The 24,648-nt window shown below is 36.2% G+C and carries 21 protein-coding genes; 18 read left to right on the plus strand and 3 right to left on the minus strand.

The genetic code is table 11. The features are described 5' to 3' along the window. Positions 1-169 precede the first annotated feature (169 nt). The 3 genes from GH715_RS15910 (at position 170) to GH715_RS15920 (ending at position 1,549) form a co-directional block, all read left to right on the plus strand. On the plus strand, positions 170-448 hold the full coding sequence (locus GH715_RS15910; protein WP_153836244.1) for a hypothetical protein: 279 nt from the start codon (positions 170-172) through the stop codon (positions 446-448). A gap of 42 nt (positions 449-490) precedes the next feature. Beyond that, the gene (locus GH715_RS15915) at positions 491-766 is read left to right on the plus strand and encodes a hypothetical protein (RefSeq protein ID WP_153836245.1); all 276 of its coding nucleotides are present in this window, start codon (positions 491-493) and stop codon (positions 764-766) included. Between the two features lie 360 nt (positions 767-1,126). Next, positions 1,127-1,549, plus strand: coding sequence for a hypothetical protein (locus GH715_RS15920; protein ID WP_153836246.1), 423 nt, complete (start codon positions 1,127-1,129; stop codon positions 1,547-1,549). A 344-nt stretch (positions 1,550-1,893) separates the two neighbouring features. Here GH715_RS15920 and GH715_RS15925 read toward each other — a convergent pair whose 3' ends face one another. After that, positions 1,894-2,673, minus strand: coding sequence for an HAD family hydrolase (locus GH715_RS15925; RefSeq protein ID WP_153836247.1), 780 nt, complete (start codon positions 2,671-2,673; stop codon positions 1,894-1,896). Between the two features lie 191 nt (positions 2,674-2,864). On the opposite strand from GH715_RS15925, the gene GH715_RS15930 reads away from it, so the two are divergent. From GH715_RS15930 to manA, 13 genes are all read left to right on the plus strand, one after another. Beyond that, complete coding sequence (locus tag GH715_RS15930) at positions 2,865-3,797, plus strand: YybS family protein (RefSeq protein WP_153836248.1); 933 nt, start codon at positions 2,865-2,867, stop codon at positions 3,795-3,797. Between the two features lie 27 nt (positions 3,798-3,824). Further along, positions 3,825-5,804 (plus strand): DHH family phosphoesterase, encoded by a 1,980-nt coding sequence (locus tag GH715_RS15935; RefSeq protein ID WP_153836249.1) that lies wholly within the window; start codon positions 3,825-3,827, stop codon positions 5,802-5,804. Further along, positions 5,801-6,247 carry a 50S ribosomal protein L9 gene (gene rplI / locus GH715_RS15940; protein WP_153836250.1) on the plus strand — a complete coding sequence of 149 codons (447 nt, stop codon included), beginning with the start codon at positions 5,801-5,803 and terminating at the stop codon, positions 6,245-6,247. Before GH715_RS15935 ends, rplI begins: the two co-directional genes overlap by 4 nt. A 272-nt stretch (positions 6,248-6,519) precedes the next feature. After that, a complete protein-coding gene (gene dnaB / locus GH715_RS15945; RefSeq protein WP_018934405.1) occupies positions 6,520-7,881 on the plus strand; it encodes a replicative DNA helicase in 1,362 nt (453 codons plus the stop codon). 494 nt (positions 7,882-8,375) lie between these two features. Further along, positions 8,376-9,665 (plus strand): adenylosuccinate synthase, encoded by a 1,290-nt coding sequence (locus GH715_RS15950; protein WP_018934404.1) that lies wholly within the window; start codon positions 8,376-8,378, stop codon positions 9,663-9,665. Positions 9,666-10,236: 571 nt separating this feature from the next. After that, positions 10,237-11,643, plus strand: a complete 1,407-nt coding sequence (locus GH715_RS15955) for a peptidoglycan DD-metalloendopeptidase family protein (RefSeq protein WP_153836251.1) — start codon at positions 10,237-10,239, stop codon at positions 11,641-11,643. Between the two features lie 184 nt (positions 11,644-11,827). Then, complete coding sequence (yycF, locus tag GH715_RS15960; RefSeq protein ID WP_153836252.1) at positions 11,828-12,532, plus strand: response regulator YycF; 705 nt, start codon at positions 11,828-11,830, stop codon at positions 12,530-12,532. 6 nt (positions 12,533-12,538) lie between these two features. After that, on the plus strand, positions 12,539-14,359 hold the full coding sequence (gene walK, locus GH715_RS15965; RefSeq protein WP_153836253.1) for a cell wall metabolism sensor histidine kinase WalK: 1,821 nt from the start codon (positions 12,539-12,541) through the stop codon (positions 14,357-14,359). After that, entirely contained in the window at positions 14,356-15,726 is a 1,371-nt protein-coding gene (locus GH715_RS15970; protein ID WP_153836254.1) for a YycH family regulatory protein, read from the plus strand. Before walK ends, GH715_RS15970 begins: the two co-directional genes overlap by 4 nt. Then, positions 15,707-16,642 (plus strand): two-component system regulatory protein YycI, encoded by a 936-nt coding sequence (locus GH715_RS15975; protein ID WP_153836255.1) that lies wholly within the window; start codon positions 15,707-15,709, stop codon positions 16,640-16,642. Before GH715_RS15970 ends, GH715_RS15975 begins: the two co-directional genes overlap by 20 nt. Position 16,643: 1 nt before the next feature. Beyond that, positions 16,644-17,441, plus strand: a complete 798-nt coding sequence (locus GH715_RS15980) for an MBL fold metallo-hydrolase (protein ID WP_018934398.1) — start codon at positions 16,644-16,646, stop codon at positions 17,439-17,441. A gap of 21 nt (positions 17,442-17,462) precedes the next feature. Then, positions 17,463-18,701 (plus strand): S1C family serine protease, encoded by a 1,239-nt coding sequence (locus GH715_RS15985; protein ID WP_153836256.1) that lies wholly within the window; start codon positions 17,463-17,465, stop codon positions 18,699-18,701. A gap of 323 nt (positions 18,702-19,024) precedes the next feature. Next, on the plus strand, positions 19,025-19,984 hold the full coding sequence (manA, locus tag GH715_RS15990) for a mannose-6-phosphate isomerase, class I (protein WP_153836257.1): 960 nt from the start codon (positions 19,025-19,027) through the stop codon (positions 19,982-19,984). 80 nt (positions 19,985-20,064) lie between these two features. Here manA and GH715_RS15995 read toward each other — a convergent pair whose 3' ends face one another. After that, a complete protein-coding gene (locus GH715_RS15995) occupies positions 20,065-22,128 on the minus strand; it encodes an SA1320 family protein (RefSeq protein WP_153836258.1) in 2,064 nt (687 codons plus the stop codon). A gap of 17 nt (positions 22,129-22,145) precedes the next feature. Beyond that, positions 22,146-23,060, minus strand: coding sequence for a DUF1672 family protein (locus GH715_RS16000; protein WP_228760330.1), 915 nt, complete (start codon positions 23,058-23,060; stop codon positions 22,146-22,148). 567 nt (positions 23,061-23,627) lie between these two features. On the opposite strand from GH715_RS16000, the gene GH715_RS16005 reads away from it, so the two are divergent. After that, a complete protein-coding gene (locus tag GH715_RS16005) occupies positions 23,628-24,041 on the plus strand; it encodes an NUDIX hydrolase (protein ID WP_153836260.1) in 414 nt (137 codons plus the stop codon). A 39-nt stretch (positions 24,042-24,080) separates the two neighbouring features. Further along, positions 24,081-24,632, plus strand: a complete 552-nt coding sequence (locus GH715_RS16010; RefSeq protein WP_153836261.1) for a GNAT family N-acetyltransferase — start codon at positions 24,081-24,083, stop codon at positions 24,630-24,632. Positions 24,633-24,648: the final 16 nt, after the last annotated feature.

Raw genomic sequence — 24,648 nt, forward strand, 5'->3', positions numbered from 1 at the left:
GGGGATGAATATTGTGAAGGTAAGACTTATCCATATGGGGTATTTTGTTACTTTTATTATCCTTTCTTTCGTTAGCAAAATGTCCTCTGAACAGGAAATGGTTTACAATGTTTTGTGACAACAGTTTATACTAGTATATATAATAATTTGGGGAAGGTGGGAGTTGAAAATGAATAACAGTTTGTGGAAAAGTTACGCTTTTTTCATTGTAAATGTGTTTCTTACATTTACATTTATTGCATTTTTTTATTTTTCTTTCACGTCTGCCAATTCTGTCGTTGTTGATTCGCTGTTTGTCCTTATTATCATTTTGTGTATCGCTTCTGTTGGAATGGGGGTTTGGTGTTTTGCTTCCAAATTAGAGAAGGCAAACGTAAAGATTGAAAATGTAACGATTTTTGCTACTATATTAACTTTTGTGAACCTTGTTATTTTTATGCTCTTTTAAAACAATAATTGCATCGCCAAATAAATGAAAGGGTGATATGAGATGAAACGATTCAGTTGGCTTAGTTATTGGTCTATATCGTTGAGTGTTTTGCCTATTATCCTATGCTTCTTAGTGATTTATGGACATATTCCGAGTGGGGACTTCATCGTTTTTCTCGTTTTATTATTCGTTTTAATTGCCATATCTGTTATCTTTGGTGCAATAGCGATTGTGAAACCAAATGAGGGAAATTGGCTCGGTATTTTTGGGATATTGATTGCGCTAGTTTCTGGTGTATTTATTGCTTTCGGTTTGATGATGTCTCAAATGGCATAATCCTCCATATAATAGAAACGAAAGCCCGGGGAGGACTTCCGTTTAATCATTCTTTTTTCACCTAGAAGTAAACAAACATCTAAACTTTCTTCATTTGTATGCCACTCCTATTGTCCATTCGCCTGGGCTTAAGTATCGACCGAGACAATCAAGGAACTTGTCATGCATGGCAAGGACATCGAGTGGAATTGTCGATTAAGCGACTGTCATGCGTATATAACAAGAATCACAAGACCCGTTTCCGGCTTCGTGAACAACCCTACAGTAGTTATAGAGAACACCTTCAAATTCAGAACAAGGCTCTCCAACACCATAAGATAATGTGTTTGAAGAAATTTTTTATAGGGGTGGTGAAAGAACGTGAAAGTTAAAACTACCTTATATGCGATATTAACTTTACTTATGTTAGTCGGTTGTCAAGATGATGAGGATAAAGATCATGTAATAGAAGGAAGGAATGCAAAAAAAATTTCTGTTTTTGAAGGTGTTAGAGGAAAAGGCGATACCCCTATTAAGATCCTAAATGAACAAGAGATACAAGAATTTGAAGATATTGTATACAATATTCCAATGTCAAAAGACGTCAGTGAAGATGAGTTGACCATCACCCATAGTTTTGATCTTAAATATGAAGAAAACCTTTTAGATGGAATTAGTCTAGTGTTAGGAAATGAAAAAGAAAAAAGTTATTTTTTTCATGGTCGTGACTCCTATAGCGAAAGAAGGATATACGAAGTATCACCAGAAGAAACATCAAGATTGAGAGAATTAATTGAAAATTAAATAGAATAAGATTGTTTTTTTAGAAGGATTTCTCTTTTGATATAATGTAAGACAATTAGCCGGCAGTAGTGTTGGGTTCGAATCTTGTAATAATTCCTTAGGTGTACACCTAAGGAATTGGTAAATTTTATGTCATTCAATTCTTCAGAGAGAGGAAATCTCTCTGTCCTTATTATCATTTTGTGTGTCGCTTCTGTTAGAATCGGGTCTTGGTGTCTTGGCTTCTAAAAATCTTTGCTACTATATCTTAATTTCTTTTTGTTACGTATAGCTCTTATTCTGAGATTCCGCTATGATTCAACCGGAAATTTTTGAATCGATGCTGACCTTCTTTTTCTTTATGATTATCCCTTCAAAATCGCAAACAATTCATCAAGATGTTTAATTTGATAAGTAGGCTGTACATCGGTTGGTTGTTTATTTTCTCGATTGATCCACACACTTTGAATCCCTGTCCGGTTGGCACCTAGGATATCTGTCATCAAGTTATCTCCGACCATGATTGCTTCATCTTTAGTCACGCCAGCTGTTTCCAGTGCATGTTCAAATATACTAGGATCAGGCTTTCCTTTGCCAAATCCACCAGAGATAATAATATGATCAAAGTAATCCTTTAGTTCTGGTGTGATCGTTAATTTGGTGTTTTGTAGATCTGGAGAACCGTTTGTTAGCATAACTAGTTGGTAATCGCTCGCCAATTTTTCTAAGACAGAAAATGTTTCTTCATAGACGAATGGATTTTTCTTACGGTTTTCAGGAAATTGTTCTGCTAAGTAAGCACCGTACTCTTCATCTTCTATTCCTAGTTGTTTTAAACCATTTGTCCAAGCATCTTTACGGTAATTAGGCACAATCTCTGCCATTTTTTTAAAATATGTATGATCATCTAAGAAATTTCCCCATAGGCCTTCAAAAGGATTAATCCCGATCATTTGGGTAAACTCATAGGTTTCGTATCCTTGATACAATTTACGAGCTTGAGCGCGTACAGCTTCTTCTAATTGTTCAGGATCGATTCCATATTTTTGCTTTGCTAATTGACAAGTTTCTTCGAATGCGGTTTTGACACTTTTTTTGTCAAACAAAAGTGTATCATCAAGGTCAAAAATAATCGTCTTAATCATCTGGTGCTCCTCCTCTAATCATTCTACATTCATTATAAAGGATTAAGGAAACTAAATCATTAGAAAGTCGATTTAATTTGTCGCAGATATATTGTTCGTATATAATTAATATAGTAAAAGTGTACGATGAAAAAGCACAGCGCTTTCTTGCTGTGCTTTTTCAATCAATTAGAGTAGTAAGGGTGGTTCTCATGGATCAGCAACCAGTAAGGAAAGACTTTTTAATATATGTAGGTAGCTTTTTACTTCTTTTGTTCATTACAATACTTATACCATTTATACAAATGATTACACTCGTTTTGCTACCCATCCCAGTTATATTGCTAATGAAAAATTATCCCATTAAATGGACGATATTAGGCATGCTTATTTTATTATCTTTTTCACTATTTGTTGTGCCTGTATTCTCATTCCCATTAACATTATTAGCTTTGATAAGTGGAGCTATGATTGGATGGTCGATAAAACAAGACCAGCATCCATATGAAACATGGGCGAAAGGTACGGCCGGTTTTGTACTAGGATTGACGCTTATTTACGCTTATATTGAAGTAGTTCTGCAGTTTTCAATTATGAATGCCTTTGAAAATACCGTGGATGATTCCATCCAGATGACAGAGGACTTGTTTCAGGCAATCGGTATGGGGCAACAGGAGTTTGGCGTCATACGACAAGAAATGATGAATATGCTACAGTTACTGCCGGTGATATTAGTAGTTGTTTCCATGGGTTTTGCCATATTAACACAATGGATATGCTATAAAGTAATCAATAAAGTGCAACAAGAACATTATCAATTTCCACCCTTTCGCAGTTTTAACCTGCCAAAAGTGATGTTATGGATATATTTTGTGATGTTACTTATTTCCTTTTTTGCTGAAGCAGACTTTTCTACGATGCCATCTGTTATAATATGGAATGTGTATCATTTAGCAGGAATATTAATGGCTTTACAAGGATTGTCATTCCTGTTCTTTTATACGCATGCGAAGAAGCAGTCCGTTGCATTGCCAGTTATTAGCATCCTTTTCATTATATTTTTTCCGTTTATGGGTCTTTATTTGATGAGAATCTTAGGTATAATTGATTTAGGGTTTGAGTTAAGAAAAAGAATGGCAAAGTAAAGGGACTTTAGTTAGGAGCTGACAACAATGCCAAAAATTAAAGATAAACCAGTTGCAATGGGGAGGCATATCATAGGCATATATGTATTATCCTTTGTACTATTAATCTTTCTCTTTTATTTCCATTGGATTATTGGTGCCGTGATGACAGTTCTGTTTTCTATATCATTGTACTACAGTATCGAACGGGAAAAGCAACTGGTGGACCAAACAGAGGCATATATATCAACACTTTCTTATCGTGTCAAAAAAGTCGGCGAAGAAGCCCTATTAGAAATGCCGATAGGGATTATATTATACGGAGACGATTATCAGATAGAGTGGGCAAATCCTTATATGAATCAGTTTACCGAAACAGATTCATTAATCGGTGATAATCTTGACGTCTTATCGGACGATATTTCTTCTTATTTGAAAGATGATAAGGAAACATTTTGGCTAACGATTGATCAATATGATTTACAAGTATATAACAAGAAAGAAGAGAAATTATTATACTTGTTTGACCGAACGAAACAAACAGAGCTGCACACGCTATACCAGAATGAAAAAACGGTACTAGGTATTATCTTTCTAGATAACTACGAAGAAATAACGCAAAACATGGATGATACAGCTAAAAGTCAAATTAATTCACAGGTTACATCTATTTTAAACAATTGGTCGAATGAACATGAGATCTATTTAAAACGAACATCACAAGAGCGATTTATGGCGGTGATGAATCAGAAGATCTTGGCTGACTTAGAAAAATCGAAATTTGAAATTTTAGATGAAGTTCGTGAATTAATTACCGATAAAAATGTACCATTAACCCTAAGTATTGGAATCGGATTAGGAAGTGAAGGATTACCAGGCTTGGGTGAACTAACACAATCGAGTCTTGACTTAGCGCTTGGCCGAGGTGGAGATCAGGTTGTTATTAAAGATGATAACACTGGAAAAGTTCGTTTTTATGGTGGTAAAACAAACCCAATGGAGAAGCGAACGAGAGTAAGAGCAAGGGTTATTTCTCACGCCTTAAAAGAATTAGTCAAAGAAAGCGACCAAATTTTAGTGATGGGGCATAAAGCTCCTGATATGGATTCGATTGGTGCGTCGATCGGTGTGTTAAAAATAGCACAAGCGAACGATGTAGAAGGGTTCATTGTCTTAGATGAGGATGATATTAATACAGGGGTACAGCGACTAGTAGATGAAATGAAAGACAGCGAGGAATTGTGGTCCCATTTTATTGACCCTGATTCGGCATTAGATATCGTAACGAAAGACACCCTTTTAGTAGTAGTGGATACGCATAAACCTTCCTTGGTACAAGAGGAAAAGTTAGTCCATAAAACAGAACACGTGGTAGTGATTGACCACCATCGTCGAGGCGAAGAGTTTGTTGATCATCCTACACTTGTTTATATGGAACCATATGCATCCTCGACATCAGAACTAGTAACAGAATTGTTGGAATATCAGCCTAGTAAGCTTTCTTTAAATATGTTAGAATCGACAGCATTATTAGCAGGTATTATTGTAGATACGAATAGCTTTACCTTACGAACAGGATCGAGAACTTTTGATGCTGCTTCCTATTTACGATCTAAAGGAGCGGATACCGTATTAGTCCAGAAATTCTTAAAAGAAGATTTGGATATTTACGTCAAACGAAGCAGATTAATTGAAAATACGAATATTTATCGTGGTAATATTGCAATATCTGTAGGGAACTCAAGAGAGAGGTATGGCCCTGTCATTATTGCTCAAGCTGCAGATACCTTGTTAATGATGACTGGAGTTGAGGCGTCCTTTGTGATTTCAGAACGAGAAGATGGCCGTATTGGTATCAGTGCCAGGTCACTTGGAGATGTCAATGTCCAGGTTATTATGGAAAAAATGAATGGTGGCGGTCATTTGACGAACGCTGCTACACAATTAGATGATATGGCAGTAATCGATGCCTATGAATGGTTGAAAGAAATTATAGATGAGTATTATGAGGGAGGAGAAACAGAATGAAAGTCATTTTTACCCAAGATGTAAAAGGTAAAGGAAAAAAAGGGGAAGTTAAAAATGTTTCCGATGGATATGCTCGCAATTACTTGCTGAAAAATAATTTAGCAATCGAGGCAAATCAAGCAAATATGAAGGCACTAAACGCAAAGAAGAATAAAGAGAAGCAATTGGAACAGCAAGAAGTAGAAGAAGCAGAGCAATTAAAAGGAAAATTAGCTAATATAGAAGTGAAAGTAACAGCAAAATCTGGTGAAGGCGGCCGTTTATTTGGTTCGATTACAAGTAAACAAATTGCGGAAACCTTAAAGAAAGATCATCAAATTAAAATGGACAAGCGTAAAATTGAATTAGATCAACCAATTCGTTCATTAGGTTATACAAACGTACCGGTCAAAATCCACCCAGAAGTAACAGGTACGATAAGAGTTCATGTTGTAGAAGCATAACACAATGGGAAGTTTACCTTACTTCCCATTTTCTTAAGTAAAGAACTCGGATCATAGTGATATATGGCGGACATTTAGTACGTTATTTCCTAGAATAATGTTCCATTTTAGGTGTTAGCGGACATATAATCCCTTATTTAACGAAATGAACTGGAAAACAGCCTTATTTTGAATGAATAACGGAATAGATGTCCAATAACATCCTAAAAACGTTCATTTTGTCACGAATAGCGGAATGAATGTCCACTTTTTGTATGAAAGGGGGCAATGAGATGGCGGAAATGATCCAAGGGCGCACACCGCCTCACAATATAGAAGCAGAACAAGCGGTACTTGGTGCCATTTTTCTAGATCCGGATGCTATTTCCAGCGCTTCGGAAATATTAATCCCGGAAGATTTTTATCGTGCAAGTCATCAGCTTATTTACCGCGTGATGTTAGAGCTGTCAGATAAAGGAGAACCGATAGATATTGTCACTGCTACAACAGTTTTGGCGAATAATCAACAGCTAGATGACGTTGGCGGTGTCTCTTATTTAAGTGATTTAGCAAATGCTGTACCTACAGCAGCGAATATTACGTATTATTGCAAAATTGTCGAAGAGAAATCGATCCTCAGAAGACTGATTCGAACAGCAACCGATATTGTAACAGATAGTTATTCGAAAGAAGACGAAGTAGAAGAAGTGTTGAATGAGTCTGAAAAGCGAATATTAGAAGTATCGAATCGAAAGAATGCTTCTTCATTTAAAAATATTAAAGATGTTTTAATGGAAGTCTATGATAATATCGATCTATTGCACAAAAACCAAGGTGAAGTTACCGGTATTGCCACCGGTTTTCGTGACTTAGATCGTATTACATCGGGTTTCCAACGTAATGACCTTATCATTGTTGCTGCAAGACCGTCTGTTGGTAAAACAGCTTTTGCCTTAAATATTGCACAAAATGTAGCGATTAAAACAGAAGAAAATGTCGCTATTTTCAGTTTGGAGATGGGGGCAGATCAGCTGGTATCACGTATGCTCTGTGCAGAAGGTAATATTGATGCGCAGCGTTTAAGAACTGGTACTTTAGAAGAAGAGGACTGGGGAAGATTATCGATGGCAATGGGTAGTTTATCCAATGCTGGTATTTTCATCGATGATACACCTGGTATTAGAGTAAGTGAAATTCGTTCCAAATGCCGTCGTTTAAAACAAGAACACGGCCTCGGGATGATTTTAATTGATTATTTGCAATTAATTCAAGGTAGTGCCGGTTCACAAGAAAACCGTCAACAAGAGGTATCGGAAATCTCTAGATCATTAAAGGGATTAGCGAGGGAATTAAATGTGCCATTAATCGCTTTATCACAGTTATCTCGTGGGGTTGAATCCCGTCAGGATAAGCGACCGATGATGTCCGACTTACGTGAATCAGGGAGTATTGAGCAGGATGCCGATATCGTAGGCTTCTTATACCGTGATGATTACTATGATAAGGAATCTGAAAAACAAAATATTATTGAAATTATTATAGCCAAACAACGTAACGGTCCAGTTGGGAACGTCGAACTAGCCTTTGTAAAAGAATATAATAAATTCGTAGATTTAGATCATCGCTATCAAGACAGCGACATACCACCAGGGTAAGGATATTCCATCCTTATCCTTTTTTATTTAGATAAGCATATAATCCCGGGTACCACCGTATTTTTGAACTATGATAAGTGAAATTTGAGGATAATCCAAGATGTTTTATCTGACATTTGTTGTAGAGCAGATCTTAGCGAAGGCCGTCCACTTCCACTCCTGTGGGAATTGTTTGGTCTGAAAAAGTTAAACCCCACGGAAAGGGAAGTGGACAGCCATAGTGGGGGTAATACGATCGATATATTTCAAAATGGCTATTATAACAAAGCAGATCTACTGAGTCGTCGTTACTCATTGATAGTCTCAAATATTCAGACTGGTTGGTATAGTCTGAATATCCAATGTTCATAATAGAGTATGGGTTTTAGTAATTTGATTTTCACGAACAATAATAATAAAAACATCATAAATGTTCGTAATTAAATTGACATCGCTCGGTAAGATTGGTAGAATTAGTTCGGAATCAATAAATTGATAAGGCGGAGGTGCCGTTTATGTCTTCAGTCGTCGTTGTAGGTACACAATGGGGAGACGAAGGAAAAGGGAAAATTACAGACTTTCTTTCACAAAACGCAGAGGTAGTAGCACGTTATCAAGGTGGAAACAATGCAGGTCATACCATAAAATTTGATGGTATTACATATAAACTACACTTAATACCTTCAGGGATATTCTTTAAAGACAAAACTTGTGTATTAGGTAATGGTATGGTTATCGATCCAAAAGCAATGGTAGAGGAATTAAAATATTTACATGATAAGGATGTTAGCACAGATAATTTACGTATTAGTAATCGTGCACATGTCATCTTGCCATATCACTTAAAATTAGATATTTTGCAGGAAGAAGATAAAGGTGCAAATAAAATCGGTACAACACGCAAAGGAATTGGACCAGCTTATATGGATAAAGCGGCTCGTGTTGGAATACGTATTGCTGATTTATTAGATAAAGATGCTTTCCGTGAAAAATTAGAAAGCAACTTAAAAGAAAAAAATCGCCTTTTCGAAAAAGTATATGAAACAGACAGAATAGAAGTAGAAGATATATTAGATGAGTATTATGAATATGGTCAACAATTGAAAAAATATGTGGCGGATACATCTGTTGTATTAAATGATGCACTAGATGAAGGACGTCGTGTGCTTTTTGAAGGCGCACAAGGGGTTATGCTTGATATTGACCAAGGTACGTATCCTTTTGTTACTTCATCCAACCCAATCGCTGGTGGTGTTACAATTGGTTCAGGTGTAGGTCCTTCGAAAATTGATCATGTAGTGGGTGTCTCCAAAGCCTATACAACTCGTGTTGGAGACGGTCCATTCCCAACAGAATTACATGATGAAATTGGTGATCAAATCCGTGAAGTTGGTAATGAATATGGTACAACAACAGGTCGTCCTCGTCGTGTCGGCTGGTTTGACAGTGTTGTCGTACGCCACGCTCGTCGTGTAAGTGGTATTACCGATTTATCCTTGAACTCGATTGATGTATTAACAGGTATTGAAACATTAAAAATTTGTACAGCTTACAAGTACAAAGGTGAAATCATGGAAGAATTCCCAGCTAGTTTAAAAGTACTGGCTGAATGTGAGCCTGTTTATGAGGAGTTACCAGGATGGACAGAAGACATCACTGGTGTGAAAAGCTTACATGAATTACCGGAAAATGCACGCCATTATTTAGAACGTATTTCCCAGTTAACAGGCATTCCATTGTCCGTTTTCTCTGTAGGACCTGACCGTTCTCAAACAAATGTTGTTAGAAGCGTTTATAGTATTTAACCCAGCATAAGCTTAAAGGTATAAACTCTTTTCACGGATGTGAAGAAGGGTTTATACTTTTTTTATTTGCAAGTATAGCTATACATTGGGAATTATTAAGTACCAAAAATCACTAGCATAAAGTTAAAATGGTACTAAGCATTCAATTAAGTACCAAAAATAGAAAACAAACTGTCAAAATGGTACTTAAAACAGGATTTAGTACCAAGATGAATTTTTTGTACTGTAATTTGGTACTAAATTATTAAACCATATAATACCGCGCGTTAATGGGATAATAATCCGATTTTCTAGCGCGGAGATATGTTGGAGAACAACACTTAGCGAAGGCTAGCTAGATACACGATTTGTCATATTACTCAATAGAGAAAAGAAGGAATCATTCCTAGGCAGATGTTCCTATTGTTACAAGTCATGTAATATTTTGGCTTTTATTATACAGTTTTGTTACATTCTCTTTAAAAATGTTTAATGCTATTCGGTTTTATGGTAGATTGGGTAAGGTAGAAGATTTGAATTAAAGATAAATAGAGATTTAATAGAGTAGTTGGGGTTATAGGAGGAAGTTAGAATGCGATTAAATATGAAAGGGTTCGTGAAACATCTGACGGTTGCTGGTGTTGTGGCATTAGGTCTTACGTCACAAGTTGTTTTAGCGGATGACGAAGAATTAAGCAAAGTCTATCATGTCTATGTAGACGGTGAGCATGTAGGAATTGTAGACAACAAAGACATTGTAGAAGATTATATTGTGGAAACAATCTCTGATCATCAAGATGAGAATGATTTTACATATACCGTAAACGAAGAGATTAACTTTGTTACAGAGACAGTTTTTTCGTCGGAAGCGGATAATCAAGAAGTGTTGGATCATTTAGAGGAAGAATTAACGGTAGCTGTCGAAGCAGAAGCCTTAACGATTGGTGATGAGGTAGTTGGATATTTTGCAGAAAAAGATCTAGCAGAACAAGTCATCCAAGAATATAAAGAAAAATTTGTTAGTGAAGACGTGTTAGAAAAAATAGATAATGATTCAGAACGAGAATCTGAACCACTATCTGTAGGGGAGTCTCATATTATAGACGTTTCACTAACAGAAGAGGTTTCAATAGAAGACAAAAAAATTTCAGAAGATGAAATTTTAACTGTTGAAGAAGGCGTTACATTACTAGAAAAAGGCACACTGGAAAATAAAAAACATGTAGTAGATGATGGAGATGTTCTGGGGAGTATTGCCAGTGAGTACGATCTTTCACTAGATGAGCTACTAGAACTAAACCCAGATTTAACAGAAGATTCTTTAATCAAAATCGGTGATGAATTAAATGTAACAGCATATGAACCTTTTGTAGAAGTAGTTGTCACGGAAGAAAAACTTGATGAAGAAGAAATCGCCTATGAAACAGAAGTAGAAGAATCAGAAGATATGTATAAAGGCGAAGAAGAAGTGAAACAAGAAGGCGAAAACGGGACCGTGGAAAAACATTATCAAATTAAAAAAGTTAATGGTAATACAGTAGACACGGAAGTTTTAGATGAAAATGTAACGAAAGAGCCGACAAATAAAGTGATTGTCAAAGGTACGAAGGTAGTTTCATCTCGCGGTACTGGTGATTTCCACTGGCCAGCAGTCGGAGGTTATATATCAAGCCATCAGGGAGAACGTTGGGGTTCTTTCCATAAGGGAATCGACATTGCTGGTGTAAGTGACCGCTCGATTTTAGCAGCTGATAACGGAAAAGTTACTTCTGCCGGATGGGATGATGGCGGTTATGGTAACAAAGTTGTCATTGACCATAACAACGGTTATCGTACGATTTACGCTCACTTATCATCGATCGACGTTTCTTCTGGTCAAACAGTAGAAAAAGGGCAAAAGATCGGTGTGATGGGGGATACAGGCTTTTCAACAGGCATCCATTTACACTTTGAAGTGTATAAAGACGGTTCATTAGAAAACCCAGCAGACTACTATTAAACACTTATATAACATATACCCAAAATTAGATAGTATCAAACCCTTGTTACCGTAACGTAACAAGGGTTTTTTGCTAATAGAGTAGAATCATTTAGATTAGATATAGTAGCGATAAGACATTTTTGTTAATTTCGGTTAAAATAGAACGTAAGGAAAAATTTAATGGAAAAAGGACGTGCTTTTTATGAGTCAAAAAATATTAGTAGTAGATGACGAAAAGCCAATTGCAGATATATTAAAATTCAACTTAGAAAAAGAAGGCTATGAAGTATTGTGTGCCTATGATGGAGAAGAAGCAATCGAACTCGCGATTAATGAGAACCCTGATTTAATATTGCTCGATATTATGTTACCGAAAAAAGATGGTAATGAAGTATGTCGGGAAGTAAGAAAAACTCATAGCATGCCCATTATCATGCTTACTGCAAAAGATGCAGAGATTGATAAAGTGCTTGGCCTTGAACTTGGAGCAGATGATTATGTAACGAAACCTTTCAGTAACAGAGAGTTAATTGCTAGGGTGAAGGCTAATCTAAGGCGCCTGGAAGTGGAACCTGCCAATCAAAAAAACGAATCCAAAGATATTGCGATCGGTTCGTTGGTGATACATCCGGATGCATATACGGTTACAAGAGATGGCGAATATATAGAGCTTACACATCGAGAATTTGAGTTACTCCATTATCTTGCTCGCCATATTGGTCAAGTAATGACGAGAGAGCATTTGTTAGAGACGGTTTGGGGTTATGACTATTATGGTGATGTAAGAACGGTCGATGTAACAGTAAGAAGGCTGAGAGAGAAAATTGAGGATAATCCGAGTAATCCATTGTGGATCGTAACAAGAAGAGGTGTCGGATATTATTTGCGAAATCCTGAACAGGGGTAATGTTACATGAATAAAGTGAGTTTCTTTCAATCGATTCGGTTAAAAATTATTGTCATACTTAGTTTGTTTATTCTATTGGCGATTCAGGTGATCGGTACGTATTTTGGTCAGAAATTAGAGGAAAATTTAGTGAAGACTCACCAAAGTAATGTGGAAGACCGACTCCAAGTATTAGAGAATAATTTAGAGGATGCTTTTAAAAAAGAACGATCTGAAGATGAAGAGGAACAAACATTACAAGAAGAGGTTAGAGAGATTACAGAGACATACTCCAGTGATATCTTTTCTGAATTGCAAGTGATTGATTCGCAATTTCGGGTCTTAGGTTCAAATAGTTTTGATATGGTTGGGAAGAAAATATCTGGAAACAGTAGTATTCGTCTAGCATTGGTACATGGGCAAGAAGACGATGATATAAGAAGAAATGGACGAGATCGTGTCTATGTGAGAACATTACCAATTACCGATGAGGGTGTGGCTGTCGGTGCAATTTACTCTGAAGCTTCTTTAGAGGGAGTATATGACCAACTACAAGATATTAATGAAATTTTCGTAAATGGAACGATTCTCGCGGTTGTCATATCGATTATTATAGGTATTCTGGTAGCCCGTACGATAACGAAGCCTATCACCGAAATGCGGAAACAAGCGATGGGAATGGCGCGAGGGGATTTCTCCAAGAAAGTAAACGTATATGGTCAAGATGAAATCGGCCAATTAGCAACAACTTTTAATGATATGAATGATCGCTTAAAGCTTGCGAATCAAACAACAGAAGAAGAACGGAGAAAGTTAAGCTCCGTACTTTCCAATATGTCGGATGGAGTTATCGCTACTGACGAAAAAGGAAATATAACCTTAATGAATGACCCGGCAGCACACTTAATTGGTGTGACATTATATGAAGTGAAAGGTCAACCGATCAAAGATATATTACAAATTGAAGATAAAGTCGTAGATGTAAAAGAGTTAGAAGAAGTAGGTACGTTAACGATAGACTTTAGTGATGAAGAACAACTCTTTTTAATTAAAGCGAACTTTTCAATTGTCCAGGACGAAGAAGGGAACTTCATGGGATTAATCACGGTGATTAGTGATGTAACTGAACAAGAGAAGGTAGACAGAGAACGTAAGGAATTTGTCTCCAATGTATCACATGAATTACGAACACCGTTAACAACGATGAGAAGTTATCTAGAAGCATTAACAGATGGCGGTGCATGGGAAGACAAAGAACTAGCGCCACAATTTTTACAAGTTACCCAAAATGAAACGGAGCGAATGATCCGTTTAGTTAATGATTTATTACAATTGTCTAAGATGGATCACAAAGAAAGTGCTATGTACAAGAAGAGAATCGATATTATTCCGGTTTTCAACCATATTTTGGACAGGTTTGAAATGAACAAGACGGAATTAATACATGTAGAGCGTAAAATTCCTGATGAACGTATATTTGTTTGGGTAGACCAAGATAAAATAACGCAGGTAATAGATAATATTATGTCTAATGCTATCAAATATTCTCCAGAAGGTGGAAAAATTACATTCCAAGTTGTGAAAGAGCCTCATCGTCTGCGGATAAGCATTAGTGATCAGGGATTAGGTATTGCAAGAGAGAAAGTGGATAAAATTTTTGAACGCTTTTACCGAGTGGATAAAGCACGGTCAAGAGAATTAGGAGGAACCGGACTAGGTTTGGCTATTTCCAGGGAAATAATCGAAGCACACCACGGGCACATTTGGGCTTCCAGTAAAGAAGGGAAAGGTACTACTATTTATTTCACGCTACCGCTCAGGAAAAGAAAGCGAGGTAGTAGAAAATGAGAATAGATTTTGAGCTCGTTAAAACGGTATTACTTGTTTTCCTAGTGTTACTAAGCTTTTTATTAACATTTGGAATTTGGAGTTATCAAGGGAATTATGAACCATCTACCGGTAATTCCGTAACAGATGCCGAGTTGAATGGATCAGAGGAGACAAAGAAAAATCTAGTGCAGCCGTCGCAAATTGTTATGCATGATGAGGGTTCATTAAAAGGATTTGGCGATAGTGAGGATGAATTAGAAGTATTTCAGAAAATTTCAAAGTGGGCATTGTATGATTTTGAAATCTATTCAAAAAGTGAAGATGTTGAAATAGATGAATCTTCTAATGTGATAGAGCTTGTTTTCCCCACTTCGATTCCTTCTTCCATAATTAGTGAAATGTTTACAACAGATGATAGTATGCCGATTGATAGTACATTTGAGCGTATTTATATATTTGCAGATGAAGATCAAGCCGATTCAAAGATCATATTTAAAAATCGTGATCAAGATGGCATCGATATTGAGGCTAGTGTGCAAAACGTGACAGAGGTTGTGGAATATTTTAACCAACTAATTTTCGATTATGACGTTATTACTTACGAGAAAATGGAACTTGCGGATGAACGCACCGTCTATTTGCCAAGTGAAGTCAATATTACAGGGAAACAATATCGCTTTGAAACCATTAGTACTGAAAATACTAATTTCCGGTCGATCTTTTTCCGTAAGCCGTCAACTGTTGTCAATACAGAAGATGTAGAGGGAAATGAAGTATTAAAAGATAATCAACGAGAAGTTGTCATTAAAGGTTATGCGATGGAATATACTAACTTTTCTCCATCGGAAAATAATCAAGAACAAAATTCTTCTTTTCAAGAAGCAACAAATACTAGTGATTTCTTGCTCTCTAGTTCAATAGATTTTATCAATTCACATAAAGGATGGCTTACTGGTCAAGGACTACAATATCGATTGTATGACTTGAGCGAAATTTCCAAGAGAGTTGACTATCGAATGGTTCTTGGAAATTATCCGGTTTTTTCAAAAGGTAATGAAGGTTTATCATTAATGTCTGTTACCTATAAGAACATGAGTGAATATAACTATGTTCGTCCATTAATGCAATTAACAACACCGTATGATCGTGGTTCAACTGATCTAATGTCTGGTGATGAATTACGTGATTATCTCTACAGTACAGATCGTATTGCCTTTAACCAGATTACAGATATTCGATTAGGCTATCGGATGGAGCAACAAGGTCAAATTTTTGATTTTATACCAACGTGGTGTATTAAGACTTATGCTGGTTGGGAATATGTAACAGAAAATGCTAAGCCTGTTACACAAGGAGGAGAGCTAAATGCAATGGGGGCAAATTAAAACACTGTTCATTCTTTGTTTTCTTATCCTTGATATTTTCCTATTACATCACTTTATTACTTATTCCACTACTAATTATGAACCTACAGATAATGTGCCTATGGAGGATAATGTTCGGAATAATGTGAATGGATTAAGTAATGTACCTGAAGAATCTCCAACTGAAGAAGCCATGTTATCTGCAGAACGTAAGGAATTTACTGAAACAGAGGAATCGGAAATTGCCAACCTTCCGAATCAAGGGAGTATCATTATTGACCATCACTTAATCATATCTGAATTTGATAAGCCATTAGCGATTAATGTGGAGGAAGATACGGAAGCATTAGCAGAAAACATCTGGAATTTTGACCAATATCAATATTTCGGGAAGAATGAAGCTGCTAATACTTATATATTCTTTCAGGTGATTGACCGACCCATTTATTTTAATTCTAGTGGAACTCTCTTGATACAAGTGAACGAAGAGGGAGAAGTAACACATTATGTTCAAACCATACTAGAAAAGACAGATGATCAGACAGAACCAGAAGAAATTAATTCACCTATGAATGCTTTAACGGGTTTGTATATTAGTGATGGTTTCATCCATTCTGGAGATGAAATAACAGCTGAAGTGCAGTTAGGCTACCATAACTTACTACCTTTAGCAAATGGTGCTCAATTACTGGCACCAACATGGCAATTTGAGGTGAATGATGAGTCCCATTATTATGTAAATGCAATAGAGGGTCATTCAACATCTAGTGACAGTGAAACCTTTATCAGAGAAATGAAAACACAAATTATGGACTATTTTGCAGAAGACAGTACAGCGGAAATAGAGATAACAGATAAAGAATGGGAAGAAGAAGATATAGAGTTATTATTAGCACAACTTTTAGAAATTAAAGTAGAAACAAATGGAGTGGAGTAAGATGACGTTACATTTTAGTGTACTAGCATCTGGCAGTACGGGGAATGCTTTTTATATCGGAACAGAAAAAGAGAAAATATTAGTGGATGCAGGCTTAAGTGGAAAAGAAATGACTCGTTTATTCTCAGAGATCAATGTCGATCCCAACAGTCTTTCCAAAATATTAGTGACACACGAACATAGTGATCATATTAAAGGGTTAGGAATCTTTGCTAGAAAGTATGATTTACCGATTTACGCCAATGAAAAGACATGGAAAGCGATGGACAGTGCCATTGGCAAAATTGAGCTCGATCAGAAATTTGTATTTAAAATGGAAGAGACCAAAACCTTTGGGGATATAGATGTAGAATCTTTCGCTGTGTCCCACGATGCAGCAGAACCAATGTTTTACACCTTCCATCATAATGGCAAAAAAGTAGCACTTGTAACGGATCTTGGCTATGTCTCAGAACGTATTAAGAAAACCGTACAAGGAGCGGATGCGCTGATTTTTGAAGCAAATCATGATGTCGAAATGCTACGAATGGGTCGTTATCCATGGAGTGTGAAACGGCGGATTTTAGGAGACAGTGGTCATGTTTCTAATGAGGACTGTGCTGTTGCTTTAAAAGATATTATAGATAATGAAACTAAACGTATTTATTTAGCACATTTAAGCAAAGATAATAATATGAAGGATTTAGCGAGAATGTCAGTAGAGAATGGTTTAAATGAATATGGTTTTACGGTGGGGGATCACGTAACACTACATGATACCGATCCGAAATCACCGACACCTATTTATGAAGTAGTTTAAATCAAGAAAGAAGGTGAAGTAATGGGCTATTATGATGACCATTACATGTCGAAGAAACCACCAAAGAAAAGAAATTGGCTGACACCTTTTGTTATTGGTTTGGTTTTAGGTGCTTTTCTGTTTGCTGTTTTATTGCCATCGTTAGTCCAAAATAATCTTTTACCATATCAAATCATGATCAATAATGATACAGCAACCAATCAACACCAAACAGACAATCGTGCAGGAGATAATATTGAACCTTCAGACATTCGTAATGTGCAGGTTGACATCTCCACCCAAATCTCCGAAATAGTAGGAGAGGTATCACCAGCTGTAGTAGGTGTTGTGAATGTGCAAGATCAGATAGATTTTTGGCAACAGGAAGAGGAGTCAGGCAAAGCAGGAACAGGATCCGGTGTGATTTATAAAATTGAAAATGACTCCGCATTTATTGTTACCAATCATCATGTGATTCAAGGGTCCAATCAAGTAGAAATTGTCTTATCAGATGAAACACAAGTAGAAGCTACCCTTGTTGGAAGTGATTTGTATACCGATTTAGCTGTAATTGAAATGGACGCTAGCTATGCAGAAAAAGCCATTGAAATCGGGCGATCAGAAGATGTCCATGTCGGAGAACCGGCGATTGCCATTGGTAATCCATTAGGCTTGCATTTGTCTGGTTCAGTGACACAAGGAATCATTAGTGGAAAACAACGAGCGATTCCGCAAGATTTCAATATGGATGGAAGGGCAGATTGGCAAGCGGAAGTTATCCAAACAGATGCTGCCATTAACCCTGGTAATAGCGGCGGAGCTTTGCTAAATATGGAAGGGCAGCTAATTGGTATTAACTCGATGAAAATTGCAGAATCTGCAGTCGAAGGGATAGGCTTTGCGATTCCAGTAGATGATGTGATTCCCGTCATTGATGAGTTAGAACAAAATGGAGAAATCATGAGAGCTTATTTAGGCGTGGAAGCATACTCGTTAAATGATATCGCAAGAGTTGAATGGGAACGCAGCTTGAATCTGCCTGATCATGTCGAAGGTGGTATCTATATTCGTAGTGTGGAACCAATGTCCCCAGCTGATCATGGTGAATTAGAGTCATACGATGTGATTACCGAGCTTGATGGAGAGTCGATTCAGGATATTGTAGATTTACGCAAACATCTCTATTCGGAAAAATCAGTCGGGGATCAATTAACGATTACCTACTATCGCGATGGAGAAGAACGGCAAACAACGGTAGAATTGACGTCATTATCGTATTAAACGGATGTGGATAAGAACTTTCTACAGTTTTTATCCACATTTTTTGTAGGTTATTCACATACTGTGGATATAATTCTGGATAAATGTCCATATATGGTGTAGAACATAAATTCTTATACGATATATATAAGAAAATTGTGAGTATGTTGATAATTTTGTGGATAAGCTGTTTGTATGGCTGTTCAGATGTGAATAAGTGATAAAATTCGTGCATTGTGAACAAAATTGTGGATAAATAACAGGATATAGATTGATTTTAGATGGATAAGATAGTATCTTTTAGGAAGTACGAACTTATAGAAATGATAGGGGAGAGTCTATTTATGTATCAAGAACCAATTTTCCTTCAACCGATTTTTCAGGAACGAATATGGGGCGGTCAGAAGTTACATACAGAGTTTCATTACACGATTCCTTACGAACAAACTGGTGAGGCATGGGCAATATCTGCTCATGAGAATGGACCAAGTAAAATTATCAATGGCCCATTAAAAGATCAAACACTGTTAGATGCATGGAATCAGCATGGCGAATTATTTAACAAGCCTGTGGATAACCAGGAAGCTTATCCACTGTTAATCAAAATTTTGGATGCTAACGACAATCTTTCTGTTCAAGTTCACCCTGATGATCAATATGCAAGAGAAGTAGCGAATGAAGCATATGGTAAAACTGAATGCTGGTACGTATTAAGTGCAGAAGAAGATGCTGAATTAATCATCGGCCACCATGCTCAAACAAGAGAAGAATTAGAAAAGCTGATTGACGAGGGCAAGTGGGACGATTTATTACGCCGTGTTAAAGTAAAAGCAGGCGATTTCGTCTATGTACCAAGTGGAACAATCCATGCAATCGGTAAAGGAATCGTTATTTTAGAAACGCAGCAAAGCTCTGATATTACCTATCGTGTTTATGACTATGATCGGACAGATGCAGCCGGTAATACAAGAGAATTACATTTAAAAGAAGCGAAAGAAGTAACGAGTGTTCCACATGAAACACCGCAATTAACTCAAGAAGTTGTGGATAAACAAGGATTAACGGAGAAAAAGCTAGTAGAAGAAAAGTATTTCACGGTTTATCATTGGGATTTACATGGCGAAGCAGAGCTGGAAAGAACGGCAGACTTTGTGCAAGTTAGTATGGTAGAGGGAGAAGCTACTATTACGACAGGTAACCAAACATACGATATTAAAAAAGGTGATCACTTTATTATTCCGGCTACGATTCAGCAATATAAATTAGCTGGTAATGCAACGTTTATTGTTTCGCATACGTCTTGATCATTATATTCTATAGAGCAAAATAAATCGACAAGCCCTCATCTGAGAATAACTCTGATGAGGGCTGTTATGTTTATATGTTAATTTGCTGCGCGTTCTACTTGTTCCTGTAATTGATTAATATTTACACTAATATGTCTGCCATATAATAATAACTCTAGAATGGTTTTGGCATGATGGTTTGCTAATTGGCTGTTAATATCTTGGAAAACTAAGTCCAGTTCTCTTATAAGTGCGATTGCTGAGTTATTATATAAATAAACATCAAAAAAACGTTCATTATTAAACAAAGCATTTTCTAAATAGGGACGAAACCTGTTTATAATAGTAGGGATATTGCTATTCAATCTTCTAACGCCATCCCTTACTCCATTAATCCTTGAGGCAAGGGTATCGATAGGCTCTAAAGTATGTTTAACAGTATTCCTCACTTTATCATCGAAGTCGGTAAACGTACTTATTATCATTCCTGGCAAACTTTGGCGAAGAAATATATTGGTTCCTTGTTTAATGGCAAAAGATAAACTTTCGATTGTAACTTCTAAACCTAAGAGTATGACGTTTATACCTTCGAGTACAGGAGTGAGAAGATTGTTCATTTTCGTTGAGAAATAGGTAAAGGATAAGTCCAATTGTATTGCTTTAATATCCAGTTTAGCTTCTAAGTACGGGGATGGTTCTAAGTTGTCAGTGTTAGCTTTTACGGAGATGAATACCTCTTTAATGTAGGCAATTTTATTTTGGATTGCATTTGCTAATTGTAAATCAGTTTTTTCAAAAGTATCTGCGGTGTCTTCGATTTGTTGTTGGAAAGTTTGTATCTGTGTAAGCAATATATCGTTATTATTCATCAAAATGTTAAAATGTTCCTGTAATTCGTTTACTACAGCGTCATGCCATTTTTCCATTCCTACATGAAAAAGCTTAGGAACTACGCTTGTTAAAATAAGGTGAGAGTTATCCATTAATTCATCAACATTACTACTTAATTGATTCAAAAAATTTCTTGCTTCATCCACCAATGAAGATACATCAACTTGACGGTTCATGATAAATTCCATCAATTCAGCTGGCGGGGAATTTAATAAGTAGTTAAGTGATTGTCCTTTGTCTTCAATTAGATCCAATAATCGATGCATATCATCAATACTCGCTTGAATAGATTTCCCCATCATTTCTATATCTTCATCAATTTGGAATTCAATAATCTGTTGGAGCCTGCGTTGGAGAATGTTAATTCTTGTGTGCCTTCTTTCTGCTTCATCATCAATAATCTCTTTCGAATTGCTAAGATATTCTGAAGCTCTTTCCAACCTATTAAAAACAGAATCATGTAGCCCATTGGCTAATGTATGTAATGCTTCTGGTGTAATTCGAATATTAGTTGATCCATCTCCATAAATTGGTTGCCCTGTCCATGCGCTAGTAACAATGTGCTCATCAGCTTTTACATGAATTTGACCAGATCCTGGACCACCACCTGGACGGATTTCATAATACTGCGTTCCCTCATCATTTCTTAAATAACCTGTATGGTTACTTCCGATCGTTCCAAATTTGCTCTCAGCAGTACCTGGTATACCATTATAAATTTCATGTTTTTTCCCTGGTACACGGTCACCGAGCCCTAAGCTATCTAATGTCATATTTAATACATCGTATTGACCGATATAGTTGGTAATGTTGTCATAATCCTTATCCGTGTCTACTAAATGACCAGGTAATAAGGCCGGATTGTACGTTACAGACCTAACATTAGGATACTCAACCGCTATAGAATTGGCTAATGCCCCACCTAAGGAATTGCCTGTAACAGAATCAATGCCATACTGCCTGTTCATACCTTTATAGTACTCTTTAGCTGCTTCTAGTTGTGGTACATCCGTGCTGCTAAGTAAATAAACATCTGTTAGAATGTCTTGCAGTTGGTCCTTGTTGGTTCCGACGTAGACGATTATTGTATAATTTGTTTTAATATTCTGAACAGTTAATGCATCTAAGCCTGTATGTTGATCATAATATACATTTTTAACTTCATATCTATTTCCATCGATTCTAATTATATCATCTACATCATAACCTAAATAAGCATGATAACCAGCTAGTTCTACTAAATCCGTATCACTGTTATTGGTAACCGACATATTGTTTCTCCTTAATTTCAATTTTTTATTAAATTATCAATTCTTATTGAATTCTTATTACTACCTACTGCTTTCCTTTTATTTATGTTATTATCATGAATGGATAATCCATACATTCCTTTTGGCAGATTATCAGTTTCTTCTATTGAAGTTTTAAGCATTTCTATTGTTTTTTCATTTGGTTTAGCATTTGCATCTTCCATGTAAAGATTAACTGATATTCTAATAGATTCTGGATTAACATCATTAATATTAATCATTTCACTCCACTCTTCTTCAGATCTATTGGGATCTTCTAAATAACTTTCTATAATTGGTATAAAGGGGCTCTCATCTCGTATAGAGACGAAATAAAACTCATTACTAAAGCGATTCGCACCTATTGGGATTGCTTCAGAATTTATTCCAACTAAATTGTGTTTTTCAGTGATTTCCGAAATAAGGTTAGTTAAATTATTAAATTCTTCTTCAAGTATAAGACCATAGATTCCAGCAATAATCGCATCTTCTATTTGCCATTCTTGAGACCAAACGTTGTCTTCTAGAATTTCTTCGTTTTCAACATCAATCGGAATGATTGCGTAGGTATAAAAATGTGGTTCTCCTACTGATTCTACAAACACTGTTGCACCATCCACATTTCCAACTATGTTATGTACAGTAATTTCTGTTTTATATTCTTCTTTAAAGAATCTTTTTACTGCTTTTTCCACTACTGCTCTATTCTCATTAGCAATACGTCCTGTCTCTTCGCCATTGTCTAACTTATATCCTTCTCCAGTGTATTCTTGGACTGGTACATAAATATCTTCCACATTATTCTCTTCTGGCTGGCCCGTAATTTCTTTAGAATCATCGTCCATATCTCTAGAACACCCTCCTAAAATAAATACAAATAAAATAGAAGTAACTAAAATAATTTTTTTAATCATTTTCAATAGATACTGCCTCCTCATCGAAGCTTACGCATTTTCATTATAAGAATAATGATATGTAAAACCAACTATTTATAATGAAATTTTTGGAAATGATTCGTTTTATCTATGCTTACAAAGAAATGAATGGTAATTTATGACTAGATATAATTTTGGATATAGAGTTTAGATAACTACAACATTCGTTAATGCTTCGCCTAAGGAATTTTCAATACTAATCATTCCATACTGCTGATTGATAAACTCTGCATGAAAACGTGGAGTATGTTGAGCATGTTTATTGAAGATCCTTCATATTTTCTATTCAGTATTGGATATTTGTGTTAATAATTAAATAAAAGATTACAAAGGGGCTAGTAGCTTCAAAAGGGATTTAACTAGATATAAGCTTGTTGGGATGGGGGGGTGTTGGACAAGAGAAAGATCGAAGGAAAGATGTTGCGATCAGTTGAGTACAAGGGAATTTGGAAAGCAATTAAAACTGAAGGATATCAACCACCTTTCGGAAACATTTTTTTAGAAGACAAGCAATATGTATTGGTAAAGAAATGAGGAGGGGTTTTAATGAAACGAGTAGATGTAGTCTATGCACTTGTTTATGATGACATACGGGAAAAAGTTTTAATGGTTCATAACACTAAATATGATAATTGGTCTTTACCAGGTGGATCTGTTGAACCAGGAGAAACGCTATCCCAAGCAGCTATACGTGAAGCAAATGAAGAAACGGGCTTAACTATTGAGGTTGATCACATTATTTCCGTCAATGAAGCATTCATGAAACCTGCTGACCATCACGCCCTTTTCATAACGTTCAAAGCAAGGATAATAGGTGGTGAGCTGTCCATTCAGGATACAGAGACCATCTCAGACGTAAGGTGGGTGGATGTGAAAACTGCTGATGAAAGAATGCCATATCATGAACATGGTGTTAAATCTTTGCTAAATCAATCCGTTACTTATGTGTTTCAAGGATAGGACCGAATCAGTAACAACGTAAAATAAGGAGTGATCGTAATGTTGTTTGAATCATCAAGGGTAAGATTAAGGAAGATGACGGAGGAAGATACAGAACTTTATCACAAATGGAGAAATGATATAGAAGTAATGCAATCCACAAATCCCTCTTTGGATGTATATTCGATAGAGGCAACGAAAGAATTTGTAGATACTGTTATTTTAAATTCTCCTCATTCTAAAAGCTACATCATAATGGATAAAGACAATGAAATACCAATTGGCATTGTATCGTTGGTCAACATGGATTATAAGAATCGAAACGCTGAATGTATTATAGACATTGGTGAAAAAGAATATTGGGGTCAAGGTTATGGTTCAGAGGGATTAAAGTTACTGCTTGATTTCGCCTTTTACGAAATGAATCTTCATCGTGTTTCGCTCAAAGTATTTTCATTTAATGATAGAGCTATTCGATTATACAATCGGATTGGTTTTCAAGAAGAGGGAAAAAGTAGACAAAGTCTATTTAGAAATGGTGATTGGCATGACATTATTCATATGGGACTTCTGCAAAAGGAATACTTTGAGACACAAATAAAAAGTACATAAAGTATGGCGTGCATAC

Source organism: Gracilibacillus thailandensis, from assembly GCF_010994055.1.
Classification (GTDB): Bacteria; Bacillota; Bacilli; order Bacillales; family Amphibacillaceae; genus Gracilibacillus; species Gracilibacillus lacisalsi.